General features: G+C 48.6%; 24 protein-coding genes. 6 read left to right on the plus strand and 18 right to left on the minus strand.

Annotation, left to right across the window (positions count from 1 at the left end):
• Positions 1–798: 798 nt before the first annotated feature.
• Both WFJ73_RS05715 and WFJ73_RS05720 read right to left on the minus strand, forming a co-directional pair.
• On the minus strand, positions 799–1530 hold the full coding sequence (locus WFJ73_RS05715) for a MerR family transcriptional regulator (RefSeq protein ID WP_336772138.1): 732 nt from the start codon (positions 1528–1530) through the stop codon (positions 799–801).
• Positions 1531–1667: 137 nt separating this feature from the next.
• Positions 1668–3071: an MFS transporter gene (locus tag WFJ73_RS05720; protein WP_336772139.1), complete on the minus strand. Its 1404-nt coding sequence runs from the start codon at positions 3069–3071 to the stop codon at positions 1668–1670.
• Between the two features lie 138 nt (positions 3072–3209).
• On the opposite strand from WFJ73_RS05720, the gene WFJ73_RS05725 reads away from it, so the two are divergent.
• Positions 3210–4103, plus strand: a complete 894-nt coding sequence (locus WFJ73_RS05725) for a LysR family transcriptional regulator (RefSeq protein WP_336772140.1) — start codon at positions 3210–3212, stop codon at positions 4101–4103.
• A gap of 59 nt (positions 4104–4162) precedes the next feature.
• On the opposite strand, the gene WFJ73_RS05730 is transcribed toward WFJ73_RS05725, so the two are convergent.
• The 9 genes from WFJ73_RS05730 to WFJ73_RS05770 all read right to left on the minus strand — a co-directional run bounded on the left by WFJ73_RS05730 (position 4163) and on the right by WFJ73_RS05770 (position 12656).
• Entirely contained in the window at positions 4163–5047 is an 885-nt protein-coding gene (locus WFJ73_RS05730; RefSeq protein WP_336772141.1) for a tetratricopeptide repeat protein, read from the minus strand.
• Positions 5048–5070: 23 nt separating this feature from the next.
• Entirely contained in the window at positions 5071–6027 is a 957-nt protein-coding gene (locus WFJ73_RS05735) for an ATP-binding protein (RefSeq protein ID WP_336772142.1), read from the minus strand.
• 44 nt (positions 6028–6071) lie between these two features.
• Positions 6072–7172 carry a threonine aldolase family protein gene (locus tag WFJ73_RS05740; protein WP_336773067.1) on the minus strand — a complete coding sequence of 367 codons (1101 nt, stop codon included), beginning with the start codon at positions 7170–7172 and terminating at the stop codon, positions 6072–6074.
• Entirely contained in the window at positions 7160–7882 is a 723-nt protein-coding gene (locus WFJ73_RS05745; RefSeq protein ID WP_336772143.1) for an SDR family oxidoreductase, read from the minus strand. The genes WFJ73_RS05740 and WFJ73_RS05745 overlap by 13 nt, the downstream gene beginning before the upstream one ends.
• 162 nt (positions 7883–8044) lie before the next feature.
• A complete protein-coding gene (locus tag WFJ73_RS05750; protein ID WP_336772144.1) occupies positions 8045–8584 on the minus strand; it encodes a hypothetical protein in 540 nt (179 codons plus the stop codon).
• 300 nt (positions 8585–8884) lie between these two features.
• Entirely contained in the window at positions 8885–9397 is a 513-nt protein-coding gene (locus tag WFJ73_RS05755) for an acyl-CoA thioesterase (RefSeq protein ID WP_336772145.1), read from the minus strand.
• A 27-nt stretch (positions 9398–9424) separates the two neighbouring features.
• A complete protein-coding gene (locus WFJ73_RS05760; RefSeq protein WP_336772146.1) occupies positions 9425–10399 on the minus strand; it encodes a nucleoside hydrolase in 975 nt (324 codons plus the stop codon).
• A 113-nt stretch (positions 10400–10512) separates the two neighbouring features.
• On the minus strand, positions 10513–11793 hold the full coding sequence (locus tag WFJ73_RS05765; protein ID WP_336772147.1) for a D-alanyl-D-alanine carboxypeptidase family protein: 1281 nt from the start codon (positions 11791–11793) through the stop codon (positions 10513–10515).
• A gap of 17 nt (positions 11794–11810) precedes the next feature.
• Entirely contained in the window at positions 11811–12656 is an 846-nt protein-coding gene (locus tag WFJ73_RS05770; protein ID WP_336772148.1) for an HAD hydrolase family protein, read from the minus strand.
• 155 nt (positions 12657–12811) lie between these two features.
• Between WFJ73_RS05770 and WFJ73_RS05775 the strand changes: the two genes are divergently transcribed.
• The 4 genes from WFJ73_RS05775 to WFJ73_RS05790 all read left to right on the plus strand — a co-directional run bounded on the left by WFJ73_RS05775 (position 12812) and on the right by WFJ73_RS05790 (position 14568).
• Positions 12812–13120, plus strand: coding sequence for a hypothetical protein (locus tag WFJ73_RS05775; RefSeq protein WP_336772149.1), 309 nt, complete (start codon positions 12812–12814; stop codon positions 13118–13120).
• Between the two features lie 42 nt (positions 13121–13162).
• Entirely contained in the window at positions 13163–13453 is a 291-nt protein-coding gene (locus tag WFJ73_RS05780) for an isochorismatase family protein (protein WP_336772150.1), read from the plus strand.
• Positions 13423–13782, plus strand: coding sequence for a cysteine hydrolase family protein (locus tag WFJ73_RS05785; RefSeq protein ID WP_336772151.1), 360 nt, complete (start codon positions 13423–13425; stop codon positions 13780–13782). Before WFJ73_RS05780 ends, WFJ73_RS05785 begins: the two co-directional genes overlap by 31 nt.
• Positions 13783–13920: 138 nt before the next feature.
• Entirely contained in the window at positions 13921–14568 is a 648-nt protein-coding gene (locus WFJ73_RS05790) for a metal-dependent hydrolase (protein WP_336772152.1), read from the plus strand.
• Positions 14569–14661: 93 nt separating this feature from the next.
• On the opposite strand, the gene WFJ73_RS05795 is transcribed toward WFJ73_RS05790, so the two are convergent.
• Positions 14662–14934, minus strand: a complete 273-nt coding sequence (locus WFJ73_RS05795) for a HesB/YadR/YfhF family protein (protein WP_127495127.1) — start codon at positions 14932–14934, stop codon at positions 14662–14664.
• A 101-nt stretch (positions 14935–15035) separates the two neighbouring features.
• Between WFJ73_RS05795 and WFJ73_RS05800 the strand changes: the two genes are divergently transcribed.
• Positions 15036–15176, plus strand: a complete 141-nt coding sequence (locus WFJ73_RS05800; protein ID WP_336772153.1) for a hypothetical protein — start codon at positions 15036–15038, stop codon at positions 15174–15176.
• Here the strand turns inward: WFJ73_RS05800 and WFJ73_RS05805 are convergent.
• The 6 genes from WFJ73_RS05805 to add form a co-directional block, all read right to left on the minus strand.
• Entirely contained in the window at positions 15167–15889 is a 723-nt protein-coding gene (locus WFJ73_RS05805; protein ID WP_336772154.1) for a metallophosphoesterase, read from the minus strand. The genes WFJ73_RS05800 and WFJ73_RS05805 overlap by 10 nt on opposite strands.
• 75 nt (positions 15890–15964) lie before the next feature.
• Positions 15965–16471 (minus strand): metallophosphoesterase family protein, encoded by a 507-nt coding sequence (locus tag WFJ73_RS05810; RefSeq protein ID WP_336772155.1) that lies wholly within the window; start codon positions 16469–16471, stop codon positions 15965–15967.
• A gap of 40 nt (positions 16472–16511) precedes the next feature.
• Entirely contained in the window at positions 16512–16880 is a 369-nt protein-coding gene (locus WFJ73_RS05815; RefSeq protein WP_336772156.1) for an ArsR/SmtB family transcription factor, read from the minus strand.
• A gap of 89 nt (positions 16881–16969) precedes the next feature.
• Positions 16970–17641 (minus strand): ThuA domain-containing protein, encoded by a 672-nt coding sequence (locus WFJ73_RS05820; protein ID WP_336772157.1) that lies wholly within the window; start codon positions 17639–17641, stop codon positions 16970–16972.
• Positions 17642–17660: 19 nt separating this feature from the next.
• Positions 17661–18116: a VOC family protein gene (locus WFJ73_RS05825; RefSeq protein WP_336772158.1), complete on the minus strand. Its 456-nt coding sequence runs from the start codon at positions 18114–18116 to the stop codon at positions 17661–17663.
• Positions 18117–18239: 123 nt separating this feature from the next.
• Positions 18240–19283: an adenosine deaminase gene (add, locus tag WFJ73_RS05830; RefSeq protein WP_336772159.1), complete on the minus strand. Its 1044-nt coding sequence runs from the start codon at positions 19281–19283 to the stop codon at positions 18240–18242.
• Positions 19284–19386 lie beyond the last annotated feature (103 nt).

A 19386-nucleotide genomic window follows, 5' to 3' on the forward strand; every position in this document is an offset into this window, starting at 1 on the left:
CCCCTTGAAAAAAAATACAATACCGAGACCAACGTCTCTGTCATGGTATGCAATGGCAAAGTAATAGGCGGCATTTCATTTCCTGTTCAAGGAAAAGTGCTTTTAATGGGAACTCATTTAAAACGAAATTGAGCCAGGAAAAGTCCGCGTCAATGACATATGTATAAAATACGGGTTTTGTGAAAAAGATATTAAGGAAACCTTGGCCACTAAGGGATTTCTCGGATTTCACCCAATTCGCTGTTATTTTGCATGTTTTGTTTTTAGGGCTTTTTGTCTCAACAATATATCTGCATTTTTTTCTTTAGATTCTCTAGATTAGATTTTGGTCTTTAGATTTTGGTCTTTAGATTTTGGTCTTTAGATTTTGGTCTTTAGATTTTGATCTTAGATTTGATCTCTTTAGATTTTTTGATCATTAGATTTTGATCTTTAGATTTTGATCCTAGATTTGATCTTTAAATATCTTTAGATTGTTTGATTAATTAAATTTGCTGCTAAAATCCAACTGGATTGATTTTGCTGATCATCAATTTCATCATTATTCTTCGTATTACGCATAAAAAAACCAAGCTAAATCGCAACTCCGATTCAACTTGGCTTTTAATAAATGAAAACGTTTACAATATTTTTCTATTTACATGCGCATTTTTTATCAGCTTACCTCATTAACTTCCCATTTCGCGACTTCTTCACGAACTCTTGGAGCAACTTCCATACCAAGCAGCTCAATAGCTTTCATAACATCCTCATGCGGCATAGTGCCCAAAGGATGCCTGCGTAGGAGGAAAATACTTATCAACCGCTAGCTGCAGACGCCAAATAATAGGCCAGCCCGGTTTTTTGACTCTCCAGCATGCTTAAATGGAAATCATCCTGGAGAAAAAACTTCGTTTGTGCAGCAAAATCCAAGGCCGAGAGTTTATGCCCATGTCCATTCAGGAAATCTATATGCATTTTGATAAGATCCGTTGCTTTCGCATCGTTATGCTTCACTCCAGTTCTCAACGAGTCAGCCATGTTGCTCATAAAAGTCGCCTCAGCAGCTTGCTCGTTCATTTTCTGAACATCCGCCTCCTGAACCGATAATGGCTCCATGCCGTAGGTTTCCTCCAGGTGTTTACTCTGCTCTTCAAGGGCCTTATTCCATTGCTGCTCGTTCGTAAAACCGTCAAATAATTGTTTGTTCTCCAAAGGTATTCCTTCTTTCATCGACGTTATAGATAATTTAATCGTATCAATCAGGGTATGAAGTCTTCGACTTTTACTGATTAGCAAAGCTTCCTGCTTCTCGAGAATCGTTCTGCGGTCCGGATTCGTGTTCATGATTTCTTTGATCTGAACCAATGAAAATTCCAACTCGCGATAAAATAGAATTTCCTGCAGGCGCTGCAGCTCTTTTTCACCATAAAACCGGTAACCGGCTTCGCTGATTTCGCTTGGCATAAGCAGACCGATTTTATGATAATGATGCAGTGTTTTGATGGTCACATCTGCCATCTCGGAGACCTCTTTCACGGAAAACAACATGCAGCAACCTCCTATTTCCCTTTCTTTTGGAACGGCCGTTCACATAATGAAGTTTATAGTCTCCCCTAAGAGGAGAGTCAATGCTTTTTTTTAAAATAAAAAACGAACCGATTCCGCTAGAATCGATTCGTCATTCTTTATCGCTGATTACTCAACATATGCCCAGTGGTATTCGTCTTTTTCTTGCTCACATATATACTGCGATACAGAAGAAGCAAGCCGATATGAATAAGAGCCAGAACAAGATATAGGTTGCTGAATACATAGGAAGCTTCGTTTGAATGCCAAGGGATCCAGCTCGACCGGGCGCCGTGATCCATCACTTTGCCGTAGATCCCCGTAGATACTGCTCCGGATAGGAAATTGCATAACGTCAACAATCCCATTCCAACCCCAATCTGATCCCTGGGAATGCTGCACGAGATGGTGTTGGAAAGTACGATTTGCATAAACATCTGACCAACATTGCCAAGGGTGAAAATCAAGCCAATCAGAACGGCCGGACTCCCTACAAATAACGATAACAGTAGAAAACAGCTGAATAATAATAACGACGCCGTATGATAGACGAAGGAATTGCCCTTGGAATCCGCCAACTTCCCTACTTTTCTACCCAAATAAGCGGACAAGCATGCTCCGGGAACCATGACAAAGCCAATTAGGCCTGGCTCCAACCGATTGATATCCGCCAACAATTGAGGCGTTAGAAACGGCAGTGCATAACTGACGCTCATCACGATTGCCGCAATCATTAACCCCATTAAATAGGTTCGGTCTCTCATAAGCGCGCTGGAGATAAAGGGATCGGTAGCTGAACGTATACGCCACAAGAAACCGATAAGCATCAATGCACTGCCGGCTCCCAGCCACAAGTTCCCTTGCGTAATGGCAAGCAGCAATAAAGCTACCGTCCCCGTAAGAAGTCCGCCTCCAAGCCAATCAATATTTCCTCCTTCTTTTATATCCGAGCTCAAATGCTTACGGTAGAACGGCAAAGTGAACAGAATTAGCAAAGGAATCGCGAAAAGCCATCTCCAATGGACAAATGACACCAAGAGTGAAGAAACAATAGGTCCAATCGCATTGCCAAGCGCTAATCCGGTAGCCGAAATTCCCAAGGCATGCCCCCTTCTTTCCGGCGGAAAATAGCGGACTGGAATTAACATGGCTAGTGCCGGAATTACGGATGCGCCAACTGCTTGCATAATTCTGGCTATCAGCACGAAAGGAAACGATCCCGCGAGCAGCCCTAACAAAGAGCCTGAAGCAAATACAAGAAGCCCAAAGGTGATCAGATTTTTGGCCTGATAACGATCAAGCAGCTTGCCGTAAATTACGGAACCCACTGCATAGATCAGTAAATAGGCCGTTGATACCCAACTGACTTGAGCGACGGACAATTCAAAGTCGGTCCGGATCTCGGGAAGAACAATATTGAACATCGTTGCGCTCATGGAAGATATAATCAGGGTGAACGCAAGAAGCTTAATGAGCACGTTTCCTATAGCTGGTTGTGTCACATCAGGTTGTTCTGACGGCATTGTGATTTCCCTCCTGCATCTCTTTATACTTACCAATATACCCCTCACGATCGATAAATGATAATATATATTATTGTATGTTATTATACACTCAGGTATATGGAAACGAAGAGATTAAGGATTGGGAGGTTAACTTAATTGGAACTGTTGCAGCTTCATTATTTTCGTACGGTCGCGAAATACGAGCATATGACAAAAGCCGCCGAAGTGCTTCGTATTGCTCAACCTGCGCTTAGCAAAACCATCTCGCGTCTCGAAGAAGACGTTGGCGTCCCCCTGTTTGACCGGAATAACCGGCAAATCCGGTTAAATCGTTTTGGCAGGGCTTTTCTGCAGCAGGTTGAGATTGCGCTTGGAGCGCTTGACGAAGGGCGAAGGGAATTGGCGGATATGCTGGGCACGGAGCAAGGAACCATAAGGCTCGCTACCCCAACGCTTAACCGGCTTTCTTCCACCATAAGCGAATTTCGCAAGAAGAATCCGGATATTATTTTTCGAGTGACCCAGATCCCTCCGGCCTCGTCGAGCGATATGATCGGATTGCTGGAGCGCGGCGATGTAGACCTCTGCTTCATTGCCGCTCCGTTGAATCAATCCTGGATCAAAGAGCAAATCGTATTGAAGGCGGAAGTTTGCCTTGCCGTACCGATCACTCACCCACTTGCAAGCAGAGACACGATTACCTTGATTGAGACAGCCAATGAGGCCTATATCGAATATCATGCGGGGCATCCATTCCGTCAAATTAACGAAGCTTATTGCGAAGCTGCGGGTATCTCCAGAAATATCATATGCGAGGTGGATGAACCTTCCGCTTTATGGAGTCTTGTCCAAGCGGGGCTTGGCGTTGCCTTTGTGCCACGCAATACGAATGATGATCCCCATGTTAAGCTGCTGTACATTCAATCACCGATTTGTGAACGCGAATTCTCCATCGCCTGGAATGAGAAGCGTTACTTGTCAAGAGCTTCAAGGCAATACCTGGAATTCTTGAAGTCTTACAATCAACATGATGATCTAATAGGAAAATAAAAAACCGGATCATTCTCCATGAGAGGATCGATCCGGTTTCGTATGTGTCCGCTATATGCTTAAGTCCGCCGTCTGCGCCAGCCAAAGATCTTTACGTGAACGATGGCTTTGGTCGACCAATGAGCAATGAGATGAAGGATAATAAAGGCAAAGACCAGGGGCTTGAACAACAACCAACATACCGCCCACATTACAAAAATTTGCCAAGGCTTCATTTTACGAAACAATTTATTAGGCCACAAACAGATTCGGTAGAGTACATATTGATTCTGAAGCGACTCCAGGTATTCGTCCTGGTACTGCTTCTCGTCCGGATTTAATCTTACCGCGCTTCGCATATAGGTCTCGTGCAGCTTATAATCCCCTCGTCTGGCAGCGGACCAAGCTAGGTACATTAACACAATCGGTTCCTCCGCACCATACCTCAGCGCTTCGCGTTCCGCCTCTCTGGATACGGCATCATTTCCAAGCAGAGCTTCCGTGTAGCTAAGAATGGACAAATATTGCGGATTCTCGGGTTCCAGCTCAAGGGCAATCTCGATTTGTTCCTTCGCTTCCTTAAATTTACCCTTCTTGTTCAATTGATTAGCCTGCAAGTAATAATAATGCGCCTCATATGGGTCAATTCGCAGCGCTTCCCTGACCGCTTCATTAAAGGCAGCCTCGTTGCCGGTCTCATAAAACAACGAAACGCGGACATACCAGCCTAGATGATGCTCGGGATCCCGTTTTAACGCCTCATCCACCCAATGCCGGGCTTTCTCGTAATCCCCCATTAACACGCAAATTTGCGCGTATAAAGCGTAGGGATCCGGGCTATGAGGATCATCCCTTAGAAGCTTCTCCGTTTCAATCAAGGCTTCCTTATATTTCTTCCAGGACATCAGCTGGTATACGTTTGTGTAGCCTGTATGAGAGGATGGGGTTAATGTCTCTTCTTCCACTACTTCATCCTCCTCCGAATCGTCTATTTTATCCCATGCTTCTTCGCGTAATCCAGCACAATCTTGTAATCCCCGTTCACGTCACTGAAGGTAGCGTAGTTTCGGGCTGTCGCAAACCATTCGATCGTTGTCGCCTTCCGCTCCTTTAGCGCTTTCCGAAGATCATCCTGGGTAATCGGCTGAATATCGCCTGTCTCGAACGTTCTCTCCATTGCCGATGTTACGGCATCATTAACAACCTGCTCCAGATCGGCCCCCGAGAACAGCTTGGTCTCTGCGGCCAGTTTTCCAAGACTCAGCGAGCTAGTAGGCTTGCCTGCAAGCTTCAGCTGCAAAATAGTAGAACGTTCTTCCTCCTCCGGCGGAGGTACAAACACAAGATGATTAAACCTTCCGGGGCGGCGCAAGGCGGAATCCAGATACCAAGGCGTATTGGTTGCCCCAATGACAAATACCTGGTCGTTGCCGGACTGCAGCCCGTCCAGCTCCGTCAGAAGCTGATTGACAAGCATGCGCTCATGATGCTGCCGCATCTGATGACGGCTGCCGCCCATCGCGTCCAGCTCATCGATAAAGATGACGCATGGCTTATTTTCCCGGGCTTTCTGGAATACATCGTGCAGGTTATGCTCGCTTTGACCGACATACATCGACAGGATCGCCTGCAGCTCGATATGAATAAAATTTGCGTCAATCTCGCCGGCAACCGCCCGGGCAAGGAACGTCTTGCCGCATCCGGGAGGTCCGAACAAGAGAAGGCTGCCGCCGGCCTCTTTGCCATAAGCTTTGAAGATTTCCGGCTTCTGCAATGGCAAAATAAAGTTCATGCGGATCTTCTTTTTCACTTCTTCCAGCCCGCCAACATCCTCAAAGGTTTCTTTCGGCTTATCCGATTCGACCAGGGAATGCTCATCCTTATCGAACTGCATCAGCTTCAGCTTATTTCTTCGCCTCTCCGAAAGTTCATCATAATCCGACATTCTGGGATTCCTCCTTCACCGCTATATAGAAAATAGTATCATATTCATTTCGCCGTTTGTTTTACTTTCTCGTGAAGCAGCTCGAATGCCTGCTTTAACCGGTCCTTCGGAATAGCAGGGTAACGATCCCCCAGGCTTACTTCATAGTAAGATGCGCCTTCCCCCGCGTCACGGACATTACCCGTCAGGCCGATACCGGTCTCCTCATATACGGCGATCAAAATCTTCTCAAAGGCTTCTTTCGGCAATGCCGCGTGAACATGGAACATATTCGACACCGGCACCAAAGGGCGGGTCGTTATGCCTTCTATTCCGCTATTGTACAAACCGGCCAATTCTACGGCAGAACGGTAATACTGTTCCATCTTCGGAAGCCGTTCGTCAAACGCTTGATCCGCATTCAGAATATAAGGATAAAGACTGATCAAATCGCCGCCATGGCGCCGTTTCCAGATCTTCGACTGCTTGGTGAACTCTTCCCCGCCGGCAAGAATGGCTCCCGCAATTCCGCCGATGCCTTTGTAAAAGGACACATAAACACTATCGAACATGCTGCATACTTCCGCTGCCGTCTTCCCGTAATAAGGCAATATCTCATATAGTCTTGCTCCGTCAAGATGTAGCTTGATGCCTTTCGCGCGGCAATAGGCCGCAATCTCCTCGAGCTCCTCAAATGCAGGCAGCTGTCCCCCGATTTCCCTCTGGGGCAGTTCGAGCAGGAGACAAGCAATGTCATCATCCATGCTCTTCACATCGTCAAGCGTGATTAGCCGGTCTTTATCCGCCAGCAGTACCGGCTCTATATGATGAAGCTCCTTCAACCCGTCCTGCTCATGTATCTCCAGATGGCATAATGGATGGTACGCAACCTTACGGTTGCCCTTTTCCTCGCACCATAGCCGCAGCGCGATTTGTTGAGCCATCGTTCCGCTTGGGAAAAAGACCGCCGAAGGTTTTCCTAAATAAGCCGCTATTTTCGTTTGAAAATCTTCGATAACGGTTCCCGTACCGTAAATATCGCTATCTAATTCGCCGTCCAGATGATCAAAAGTATCCTTAAGAACCTGAACATTGCGTTTTCCATGACCGACAACCGGGTATTCCGCTGTGTTGAAAGCTTCTAGAAGTGTCTTTACCAATTTAATTTCCTACCTTCATAATCTACGTATTCGCATTCCATTTCAGCTGCATCCCTGGTTAAAGCCGACTGGATAACCTTCGTAATCCCTGCCGCAGACTGCTGGGGAGTCAATTCAGCCGCTTCATCCAGCTTGCCCTGCATATGCGTCTTCACCCAGCCCGGATGAAAGACAAGCACGCGTCCTCCATGCGGCTTCAGGCCGTTATGTATAAGCTTCGACTGCATGTTTACCGCCGACTTGGACATGCAGTACGCATACCAGGCATCTCTCCAGCAATCGGTAATGCTGCCTGCTTCCGAAGAAATATTTGCGATCAGCTTAGAATCGCTTTGCAGCAGTAGGGGCGTGAACGTTTGGCTCATGCGCAGGCTGCCCAAGGCATTCACATTGAATACGCTTAGCATTTCTTCGTACTGAAGCTCTCCGAGAATGGTATTTCTAATATCTCCCAGTATCGCTGCATTATTTATAAGGACATCAAGCTTATCGGTCCGGGACTGTACCCATTCATAAGCCTGCTTCACGCTTGCATCGCTTGCTACATCCAGCGGGAACACCGTCAGCTGCTCGCCGTACTGCTGCTGCAGCTCTTGCAGTCCGGGGCTGTCCGCGTATTGTCCCGCGAAAACGCGGTTGCCGTCCTCCAGCCATTTGGCGGCAAGCGCCAAGCCAACCCCGCGATCCGCGCCTGTCACTAGCGTTGTTCTGATCATCCGCATCCCGTCTCCTCTCCCTGTCTGCTCATGCGTATACCGATCTAATCCGGCCAGAGCAGGTGTTGCTTCCTAAGTATAGCATACAACCATCCGCATGAAATCGTTTACGCAAACCGCGTAACGAAAAACCGCTGCCGGGTTCGACAACGGTTTTTCGTTTTACTCTTCAAGCTGCTTGTTGCTCTGCTCCAATTCTTCCAGGCTGTTCTCTGCCTCCGCCTCATGGGCAGCAGCGATCTTAAGCCGGTAGAGGTCCCTGTAATTTTGCAAAAGGGTTGCCTCTTGTTCATGAATAAGAGCCGTAAGCTGCTCAATGCGCAAATCCAGAGACAAGCCATGTTCCAGTATCTCTTCCTCTTCAAGAGGAGACTCGTAGATTAGGGTCCTGCTGCAGCCGAAGGTTGATTCCGCCCATTCGTTGGCGCCATCCTTGCTGCTATGCTTATAAATTTCCACATACGTATCAAACAGCGCATTAACGGCTTTTCGGCAATCCCAGCCTAAAATAACAAGACCTTCTTTGGCTTTGTTCACCGCACGCATGAGCTGGAAGTCGTTTAATCTTCCGCGCTCGGCTTCTACACGGTCAATCTCCGCGACGAATACTGGATATGCGCGGCAAAATAATGCGGCAGCAGCGAAAAATTCCTCCTGCGGAATGTTGGTAGCATCCTGCTGCGGTTTGGAAGCTTGCTCCATTTTGTCGTCATTCCCCTCTTGCCATACTTCCTTAAGCCGGGTTAAGCATAACCCGATTCTAAAAGTATATGTAACATCGCGGAATGACGCAAGACCGGGCAGCCATGACTTTACTACCATATTCGTATATAATAGATCAAAGATCGATGTACATAGAAAGCTGGTGCTTACATGAATGGACGTAAAGCGGTATATATTATCATAGGATTATGCGTGGTTCTAGCCTTATTCGTATACGGGTGTATCCACTATGTAGTAAATGCGCATTCGAGCTGAATGCGCATTTTTTTCTGTCCGCTATTAATCCCACGGATGGGCAACTGTCAAATAATCCGCGAATTTCTTGCTTTCCTCGCGGCGGATTCTCCGCATCTCCGCGCGATGCGGGGCCGTCTCATACAGCTTGAACTCCTCTTCGGACTCCGGAATGACCTTAGGCACCGGTACAGGGTGCTTATTCTGATCCAGAGCAACAAAGGTCAGGAAAGAGGTTGCCGCAACGATACGCTCCCCGGTTAACAGATCTTCTTTAATGACCTTAACGAATACCTCGACGGACGTACGGCCCGTCCAAGTAACGAAGGACTCCAGGCAGACGGAATCCGATGGCCGGATCGGCTGCAGAAAATCGACGGAGTCGGTTGACGCCGTTACGACGGTATGCCGGCAATGCTTGGTTGCGGCAATGGATGCGATATCATCGATATACGCCATTAACTTGCCGCCAAATAACGTGTTGTGGTTATTCACATCCGTTGGAAAAATTCTAGATGTCTTGTAACATCTGGATTCGCGGGAATAACGTTGTTCCATATCAGCCATCCTCTTTCCTTGTATATTTCAACCTACATGTCCTTTAGGAGCAAGAAACACGGACAACATTTGCCGCAGAGCACGGTCGGCATCTACTTCCAGGCAGAACGTAATCTCTCTGCCGACAGCCGGAATAACCCGACGATCCGTAATGATCATGCCTGCCGTCAAACCGTCTCCGCAGTCAATATCCGCATGCATGACTCTTGTGTTCACAAGAGACGGGTTAACCGCTACCAGCACCGCGAGCGGGTCATGCATCGGACATTCGCCCAGGTATTGATTGGTTTGGAGATAGAAATCAAAATACTTTTCGAGCGATGTATGTAAAAAGTCGACGATTGGCTGTTTGTTATCCGGTGCAAGCTGACGAAGCTGGGCCAGATGACCTTTGGATAGTCTCGTTTCCAGCGTAACATCCAGACCTACAATCGTAAGCGGCACCTCGGACCGGAATACTTGCTGAGCCGCCTCCGGATCGCCCCACAGATTCGCTTCGCTGACCGGAGTAACGTTACCCGGTGCAAAGACGGTTCCGCCCATCACGACAACATTGCGGATCTTGCCCGCGATGGATGGATCCAGCGACAAGGCCAAGGCCAGATTGGTCATGCGGCCAACCGTGATTACAACCAGCTCGCCAGGAAGTTCATGAGCTTTGCGGACGATAAACTCTGCTGCCGATTCCTTCAGAGGCTGCTGCTCTGTCGGCGGAATCTCCGCATCGCCAATTCCGTTATAGCCGTGAATATGCGGCACCGGGCCGGCATATTCGCGTTTAAGCGGTCCGGAAGCGCCTGCCGCTACCGGCACCTCATAGCCGCAATTCGCCAGCTTAATAAGCCGAAGTGTGTTTTCCGTAGCTTGTTCCACGTTAATATTTCCGAAGCCGGTTGTTAATCCTTCAACATGAATTTCCGGCGAGAGCAAGGCATACAAAATAGCCAGTGCATCGTCAATCCCCGTGTCTACATCCAAAATAATACGTGTCTTTGTGTTCATATTGCTATTCCTCCTGTCCGAATACCTCTATTGTAATCGAATTCGACAAATTTTGCCTACCCTAGACGAAACGGAAGAGCCAAGACTTCTTAAGTCCTGGCTCTTCTGCTTGGTTATTTATATAATCTTCTTCTGCGTTGTCTTACATACATGATTCTTCCTGCTAACAACATGAATAGAAGCATGACGGACCAGGTAATCGTAACTCCCAGATTCCAGCCGGAGGATTTTGCGGATTGCCCGCTGCCTTTAAGCGGATTGGAATTGGTTACCGAAGCAATCTGGACCTCCGCCTGTTCGGCAAGCGGAACGATCGGTACTAATGCCCCCGCTGTTTCGGCCGGATTATAGACCTCCGAAGACTGAACATAAGCTTTGCCATTGGAGTCGACCGCTACGGTCGGAACAACTCCGTCCTTGACCGTCACATAAAACGGTTTATCGGCTATAAATTCCGCCGGTTTTCCGGTATCCCGCGTTACGAAAGTCCGCTTCTCGTCGGCAGCCATAACCTGCATGCTTGTAAAATGGGCAAAACCGTAATCGAGAAGCTGCGTCATATCCTTATATACGCCCGAATCGGTAGCGCCCTTTAGAATAACGCCAATAAGCTCCATATTGCCACGCTGAGCCGCGGAAACCAAGGTATACCCTGCGGCTTGCGTAAAGCCGTTTTTGACGCCAATGGCGCCATCGTAGCTCCCCAGCATCTTGTTATGATTTTCGAGCTTGGAGACCCACTCTTCTCCGACCCATGGCCTCGATTTGGTTGCTACAACCTGCCGGAACTGCTCGTTTTGCATGGCATATTGCGCGATCCTGGCCATATCTCTGGCTGTCGTATATTGATTCTCATCCGGCAAGCCGCTTGGGTTCACGAAATTCGTATCCCAAAGCCCAAGCTTGCGCACGAATTCATTCATTCGCTCGGCAAATTGCTCTTTTGTACCGTCGATATGCTCCGCAATGGCGGTTGCCGCGTCATTCCCGGAGTTAATGAGCATACCTTCGATTAGATCCAGCATGGGCTTCTGCTCGCCTTCCGCCAGATAGATCCGGGTGCCGTCTTCGTTCCGAGCCGTCTTGGAGACGGTTACGATGTCGGATGGATTGGACTGCTCCAGCGCGATGATGCCGGTTACAATTTTGGTTATGCTGGCCGGGTATAGCCGCTCCGTTTCATTCTTGGCGAACAACACGGCGCCGGACTTGGCATCGATAAGGATCGCCGCTTCGGAATGCGGCGTTTCCGGCAGCTGCTCTACCGTCTGGTCTGCGGGCTGCTTGGTCTGTTCTTCCGGCGGCTGCAGGGCTTCTTCAGCAAAAACAGGTATGGGTGCTAGTAAAACGAGAATAATGAACATCATTGCTATCAAGCCAGGAAGTCTTCTCATAATTCCCCTCTTTATTCTCATGTAGTCAAACGAGACCGTTCTACTGCTATATATCGGGCGACTGCATCTTCATTACTAGTGCCGACGATGCGATCCGCCAATTGTATGATTTGTTCATGCGCGTCCGCGACAGCTATTCGGGTACCAGCCTCACGGAACATGCCTAGGTCATTCAGGTTGTCTCCAAATACCGTTACGTCCTTTATCTCCGCTCCAACGAGCTTTGCCCATAACCTTGCCCCTTCGCCTTTATTCGCCAAGGGATGACTCATTTCGAGAAAATAATGATCTTTAATATACGCGTCTTTTATGAACTCCATGTGAACAAGCCCGCCAAACAACTGCTCGGCCGTTTGCTTCAATGGCACAAGCTCCTCATAAAGTCCGATAAAGGAGAGGATGAGAGAACGGTAGGAATCATGGATATGAAGAAACTCCAGCTCCGTAAACCGCGGGTCATTGAGTCTGCTCTCATAAAAGGCAAGGTCACCGGCCCGTGTCAGTTTCTCATGCAGCACCTTCTCCTCATCGTCTTCATTCAGCGCGAATACCAGCGGAGCAAGTCCGTGCTGCCGTCCCGCTTCCAGAATATCATTCGATAATTGAGGACTAAGCCAATGACCGCCTAGCACCCGCTTCCCTTCAGGATCGAAAATGAGTGCGCCGTTATACAGCACAACAGGATAACGCCATGGAATGGACGAAGTAACTTTATAAGAGCTCGTATAACTTCTTGCCGTTGCATAGCTGATAATTGTACCCGCTTCCAGCGCTTCCTTAAGCTGCGCTATCGTAAAATCCGATAAAGACTGATCCGAACGAAGCAGCGTGCCGTCCAGATCCGTTAAATAGCAGGATGGCATAATAGATTCCTCCATTAGATTCGATTAGTCCGTCCGAAAACCATGAGTCGCTATGGCAAAATAGACAATTGTCTTCTGACTGCTTTCATATTACAATCCGTCTATTATGAATAATTTTTCGTAAATTATATTACCGTCTTAAAGGAGAAATAGCAATGAATTCAAAAGAAATGGAACAGTTTATCATAGAAAGATATAAACGGGATGAAGATACGATGATTCTTGTATTCGCCCAGTGGTGCGTTAATCATGGTCTGGATGCTGCAGAGCTCTATTCCCGCGCCTATCCGCAGCAAGGCGGAAATCCCCGTCTGCTCGAAGCAATACCTTTAACGGCGCCTAAGGAAGAAGCCGGCGATATTGACGATGCTACGGTTTTGCAGGTGCTGTCGCTATTTGGCAATGAAGAGCTTGCCTTTGTCGTGTCCGAAGAGATCGACCGCCGTCCACGCAAGTATCGTTAGCATACGAATACGTAACTGCATCCAAATAAAGGAGGTTGTTATATGGAAAAATATACAAAACCAAACTTTAACCGCTGTGCAGTCATCACAATCGATACGCAAAATGATTTCACTCTGCCTGGAGCGGTTGCCGAAATTGAAGGAACCTACACAGTCATTCCAAAGATGAAGCTTATATTGAATGCCGCAAGAACATTAGGGATTCCGATTATTCATGTAGTGCGGCTTTACATGGAAAATGGCTCGAACGTCGACCTCTACCGCAAAGAGCTGTCCGTCCGGGCACTAAAGGTGCAGAGCTTGTGGAAGAGATCATGCCGCCTAATGCCATAGCTGCTGATCCACGGGATCTGCTGCGGGGCAGCCTTCCCCTTATAGGGCCTTCCGAATGGATGATGTATAAACCGCGCTGGGGCGCTTTTTACCAGACGGAGCTTGAAGCCTTTCTACGGGATAAAGACGTTGATACGTTGATTTTTATCGGCTGCAACTTTCCCAACTGCCCGCGAACCAGTATTTATCAAGCAAGCGAACGGGACTTCAAAATTATATTGGTGGAAGATTCCCTCTCGGGCGTTTATGAAAAAGGGATAACCGAAATGAAGAACATTGGCGTTCGGATCTATCAGACCAAACAATTCATTAATGAACTGCATCAATAGAAGCCTTATTGGACTTAAAATGGGATGAGTTAACGTATGATTATTTATGTTAACTAATGTGGTAATAACCGAACGTATGCGCTATAATAGACAGGCGAACATACGTTTGATTACTGCAAATCAGTCACAGGAGGTCCAATGAAAGGCACGACTCATCTTACTATCGGCGTTGCGATTGGCTCAGCCGCTGCGGCTCATTATCCGTTTACTCTCGTTAATGCAGCAACTTATATTGCCGTCGCCGCATTTTCCGCCTTAAGCGCCGATCTTGACGGGCCTAGCCTATTAAGCTCGAAAGCAAGCAAAATTTCCAGATGGCTGCATGGACTGCTTCTTGGAAGCGGCTGGCTGCTAACCGCCGTTACGGCGTATTTGTACTTCAGCGATCATTACATAAACATCCCGCTTGGCATTGCCTGCGCCGCTCTTCTGCTGCTGGGTCTCGTCGTACGCAGCGGCACGATTCGGAATGCCTTGGTTAGCGCGGTTGGAGCTGCGCATATCTATGGCGGAATAACGATGAGCATGACTTGGTTAATCGGCTTTGGCGTGTTTGTCGCTTGGGTGCCTTGGCTAAAACATCGCGGTTTGACCCACACGATATGGGCGGTTGTTGCATGGGGCGCCATTGCTTGGGGTCTAGAGCAGCAGCTGCAGCTGGAAGGCATTATGCAGATTGCGGTCGCCGGCTACTTATCGCATTTGATTGCCGACACGTTAACGCCCAGCGGAGTGAAATGGCTGTATCCGCTTGTTAAGAAATCCTTCAAGCTGCCTTTCCTATAACGACTACGGCCGGCCGCAACATGAAGAAAAGACGCTTCAAGACCATGTGTTTACAAGGTTGAAGCGTCTTTCTTTGTATCGTTGTAAGCGGGATTACCGAATAAACACGATATTGTCATTGCGGCAGTCGATGGTAAGATCCTTTCCATCCATATACCACGCATCATTTTCCTCCATGTAGAACGTAATGCCGTCCTCCACCGTCGATACGGCCGGATAACGGGCGGTATCCTTCATGATGCCAAATGCGAAGGCGTCCTCTCCGCCGCCGCTGTACCGGACAAAGATCCGCACGCTGTCGTTGTTCTTGAAACCCCATTCTTGTTTGAAAAGTGCCGTTGCGGCAGAAGTAACGCTCATTTTCATCGGTTCTTCACCTCCTCTTCCCGTATTTTCACCCAGACTTTCCCGCTCCAGCTCACCCGATCACCAGAAACCAGGGTTTCCGAGGTTTTGCTACGGGGGACATGAACAGACTTTCCTTCTACTTCGAGCTGCACCTGATCGTCCGTAATGTCTACGACTATACCGATGCGTTCCATTTTGCACGATTTCGGCTGTTGATCCTGATCTGCCACGGCTTCCCGCTCCCCGCCTGCTACAATTGATGGATGGTGACTTCGCTTCGAATGAGGAACCGTGCATTCGTGCCGGTCTGGCTGATTCCTTTCGAGATATAAATCATGCCGTTCTCCATCCGATGCATCCCTTTATAGATTCCTGCCGCAGGCAACGCGCCCTTCTTCAAATACTTGAACAGGAACGGAAGATGGAACTGCATCCCGTGAAAATGTCCCGCCATCAGGTACGCGAACGAATCCTTGATATGCAAAACAACATTGGGATCATGCGTCAGCACAATGGATGGTTTGCTTGAATCAGCCTTCGCGAACGCATGTTCGGGGTCGCTTTTTTTGCTGGTCCAATCATCGATGCCAATAAACTGATAATGCCCTTGATCCAGAACCTCGTTGTGCAGCAGACGAACCCCGGCGCCTACCAGTATCTTCGTTAATTGCTTCAGAGCATCGGGAGGAAGATGATGATCATGATTCCCGTACACCGCAAGGATAGGTACACCAGCCGATGCCAGTTCTTTTATGTAACGCTGCATCTTGTGAAGATACGGGGCAAGCTCCGTGAAATCTCCCGTTATCACGATATGCGAAGGCCGCTCCGCCTTTATTAACCGGGTTAGCCGGCTGGCCGGAATACGAATATGCTCGATATGAATATCGCTAATCTGGAGAACTTTTATACCTGCTCCCGTCTTGTAATGGACTCTCTCGACCTTCAGCCATTGCGTGGGGAGAATAAACAAACCGTAGATCAGCGTAATTAGGGCTACAAGCCCGATTAGGATATAGACGATTTTACCAGCCTCCCCTGCAGCTTTTCAGACTTTATTATCGTAAAAAATATGCCTGGCCTTCAATTCGCCCTCTGTAATGCTCATAATGCCAAACGAATATTGGGGCTGCTTGCGCTTGGCCGTCGCCGAACCGGGATTAAACAGCAGGATTCCGTTCTGTTCCTTTAAAAATGGTACATGGGAGTGGCCAAATACGATCGCATCGACCTGGCCCGCGTCAAAAGACAAGGCCGCGTTCTGTTCCGCCTTCTTAATGGAATAGGGAAGATGGCCATGCACAAGGCCAATCCGTTTCCCTCCGGCGTTGACGATTTTCTTAAAGCCCAGCTTCTTGACGATTGTTTCTCCGTCATTGTTGCCGGCTACGCCTTTTACCGGTGCAAACTTTGACAGCTCCTTGAATACGTCGGAGCTGGTCCAGTCCCCCGCGTGCAGGATCAGATCAGCGTTCGCAAGCTCGGCCAGAAGCCTAGGCGGAAAAGCCTTCGCCATACGCGGCATATGGGTGTCCGAGACAACGACAATTTTCATAGTGAGCAACACTCCTTTTGCCTTCCGGATTTCGGGTCAATCAGGCATAATGCTGCACATGCTGGAGCGTCTGAATAAAGATTTCCTTCACATGATCATCGTCAAGCGAATAATAGACCGTCTTGCCTGCCTTCCGCCGTTTGACAATCCGGACGTTGCGCAAATACCGCAGCTGATGGGAGACAGCCGACTGCGCCATGTCGAGTACCTGGCATAAATCATGTACGCAAAGCTCCCGGTCCAGCAGCGCGTAAATCATTTTTACCCGGGTTGGGTCGCCAAGCGCCTTGAACATTTCCGCCAAATCCATGGCCGTTGGCTCTTCCATCCTGGCATTTGCCAGATTATCGCTATGAAGCTCCGTGCCATGGCACGTATCGTCGCATTGATCATCGATCATTTTTTCCATTACGAGCACCACCTTATGTACATACCGACATTATAGCAGAAAAAGAAGAAGCTCCTCTATAGAAGGAGCTTAATACGGAATATGCGGTTTTATGCCCGTGCGCACCAGCGGATGCAGGCTTCAACCAATTGCTTCATCTCAGTTTGGATAAGAGAATGATGATTATGGGCAGGGGTCAGGCAGCACACCCTTCCTTTGCCGTAAGAATGCGACCAGCCGCCGATGGATTCTCCGTCCTCCGAGTAGGTACGCATGAACACATTGGTGTTCGCTTCGTCACAATAGACGAAATAGTGCTCTTCTACCGATTCAAAGCCAAGCGCCGGGTTAACGACAAAATGGTCCGTTGAATCCGAGGAATGGCTCGCCACAGGTTCAAAGCGAACCAGCTTCTGCTCGGGATGGTACTTGAAATATCCGCGCGTCATCGAGATGTACGCGCCGTCCTCCGGGTAGGAGGCAAGGCCGGAATGCCAGGAAAACCAGCCGCCGCCTTCATAGACGTATTGAAGCATCGCCTGCTCCGTCTCGGAATCCAGCCAATGCGTGGGATTCTCGTCCGCCGGATTGATTTTATCGTCCTTGAAGAGGATCACTGCGTCCGGCTTATCCAGAAGCGCTTTCGCAAGATGGTCGACCGTCGTATAAACAAGGCTGACGTTACCGCTTGCCAGCCAGGATGCGAGGCTTTCTTCAAGTCCTTCTTCAATGACCGACTCCGGGTGATAATAATCCCCGACTACCGCTAATAGTCTATGCATGATGATGCCCTCCCCGCTGTTATTTATCGTTCTCCAACAGTTCGATCAATACCTTAAGCTGCGGGACGGAATCGAAATACGCATAACGCCCGCCAGTATATTCGCCCTTCTGCTGCAGCTTCATGCCTTTGCTTTCCATGATGGCGATTTTCTCTTTCATGCCTTCGATTACAAACGCGATATGATGCGGTCCTTCCCCATGCTCCTCCAGATAGTTCCGCCAGGTGCTCGGGTGCAGGTCCGGCTCGATCAGCTCGAGCTGGAGCGAATCCATATCGAAAAAAGCCAGCTTGGCCCGCGCCTGCGAAGGCTCGCCTTGAAACTCGGTCTGCGCTTTGTCAGGAGTATCCGTCCAATTCCACCCCGGTTTTTCTACTCCGAAGAAATTCGCATACGCTTCGCTTACGGCCTCAATGTCATGCACAAGAATCCCGATTTGGGTAATCATTTTTGTTCCGATTGCCGATTGACTCATTCTTATACCCCTTTCTTTCCGGACGCTGTAATAGGCAGGAGTTGAGTAAATAAAAAACGTTTTCTCCCTACTTGGGAGGTTCGCCGTTTTCTCTATGATCCCTGCCAATAGGCATAAAAAAGATTAGAGAGTATAACCAAGCTTTTGCAAGGCGCTATGAACGGCTGCTTTAAGCTCTTCCTTTTCCTCGCCTTGAAGGAAGGCTGCTTCAGCGCTATTGACGGTCAGTTGCGCAAGCTCTTCGGTCGTAAAGCCGCAATGCTCCGCAAGCATCTCGAATTCGTGATTCATCGTAGTGCCCGACACCGTCATGTTATCCGTATTCACCGTAACCAGAAGTCCCTCCTCCAGAAATCTGCGGATCGGATAAGCATCCCAGCCCGTTACCGCTTTGGTCTGAATATTGCTGACCGGACACATTTCGAGCGGGGTTCGGGTTGTTCTTACCAACTCGATAACCGACGAATCTTCGGTAATGCGAACGCCATGGCCAATCCGGCTGGCACCTAATCTCGTAATGGATTCTCTCACGTTAACCGAGCCGCCCGCTTCACCGGCATGAATCGTTATTGGCAGCTCGTAACGGTTCGCCAGCTCGAATACTTCTTGGTGGAGGGCTGGAGGGAATCCCGCTTCGTCGCCAGCCAGATCGACGGCAACCACGCCTTTTCCGTAATACTCGCGGGCCGCTTCGATGACCTCAAGATTTCTCTCTACCGCATCATGGCGCATGCAGATAACGATGACTCTAGCTTTAATACCAAACATTTGTTCGCCCTTCTGTAATCCTGCAATCGTATGCAGAATCGCTTCGCCTGCCGATAGGCCTTCAAGGGTATGAAGCAAAGGTGCGAAACGAACTTCAATATAAAGACATCCTGAAGCCGCCGCCTGTTCGACGACCTCCTCCGCAATACGTTCAAGCGATTCGGCCGTCTGCATAAACGGCAGCACAAAGCTGAACTTGCTCAAATATTCAACCAGGCTGGTACAGGTCTCATCGATTTGCATCCATGGCGTCAGATCGCCTTCCGCGCCTGCCGGAAGCGATTTTCCTTGTTCCTTCGCGAGCTCCCGGATTGTATCCGGCTTTACGCTGCCGTCCAAATGCACATGCAGATCAATCTTGGGGAGCTCTTTTATTTGTTCCAGTAGTTGTTCATTCATGATGAAATGTACACCTTCCTTCCGTGACGATAATGGATATCGGTAAGTGAAAACGGCATCTCCCTTCCTGCGGCAAGCAAAAAGGTGGACACCGTTTCTCAAC

It is taken from the genome of Paenibacillus sp. MMO-58 (genome assembly GCF_037146255.1).
In the GTDB taxonomy this organism is placed as follows: domain Bacteria; phylum Bacillota; class Bacilli; order Paenibacillales; family Paenibacillaceae; genus Pristimantibacillus.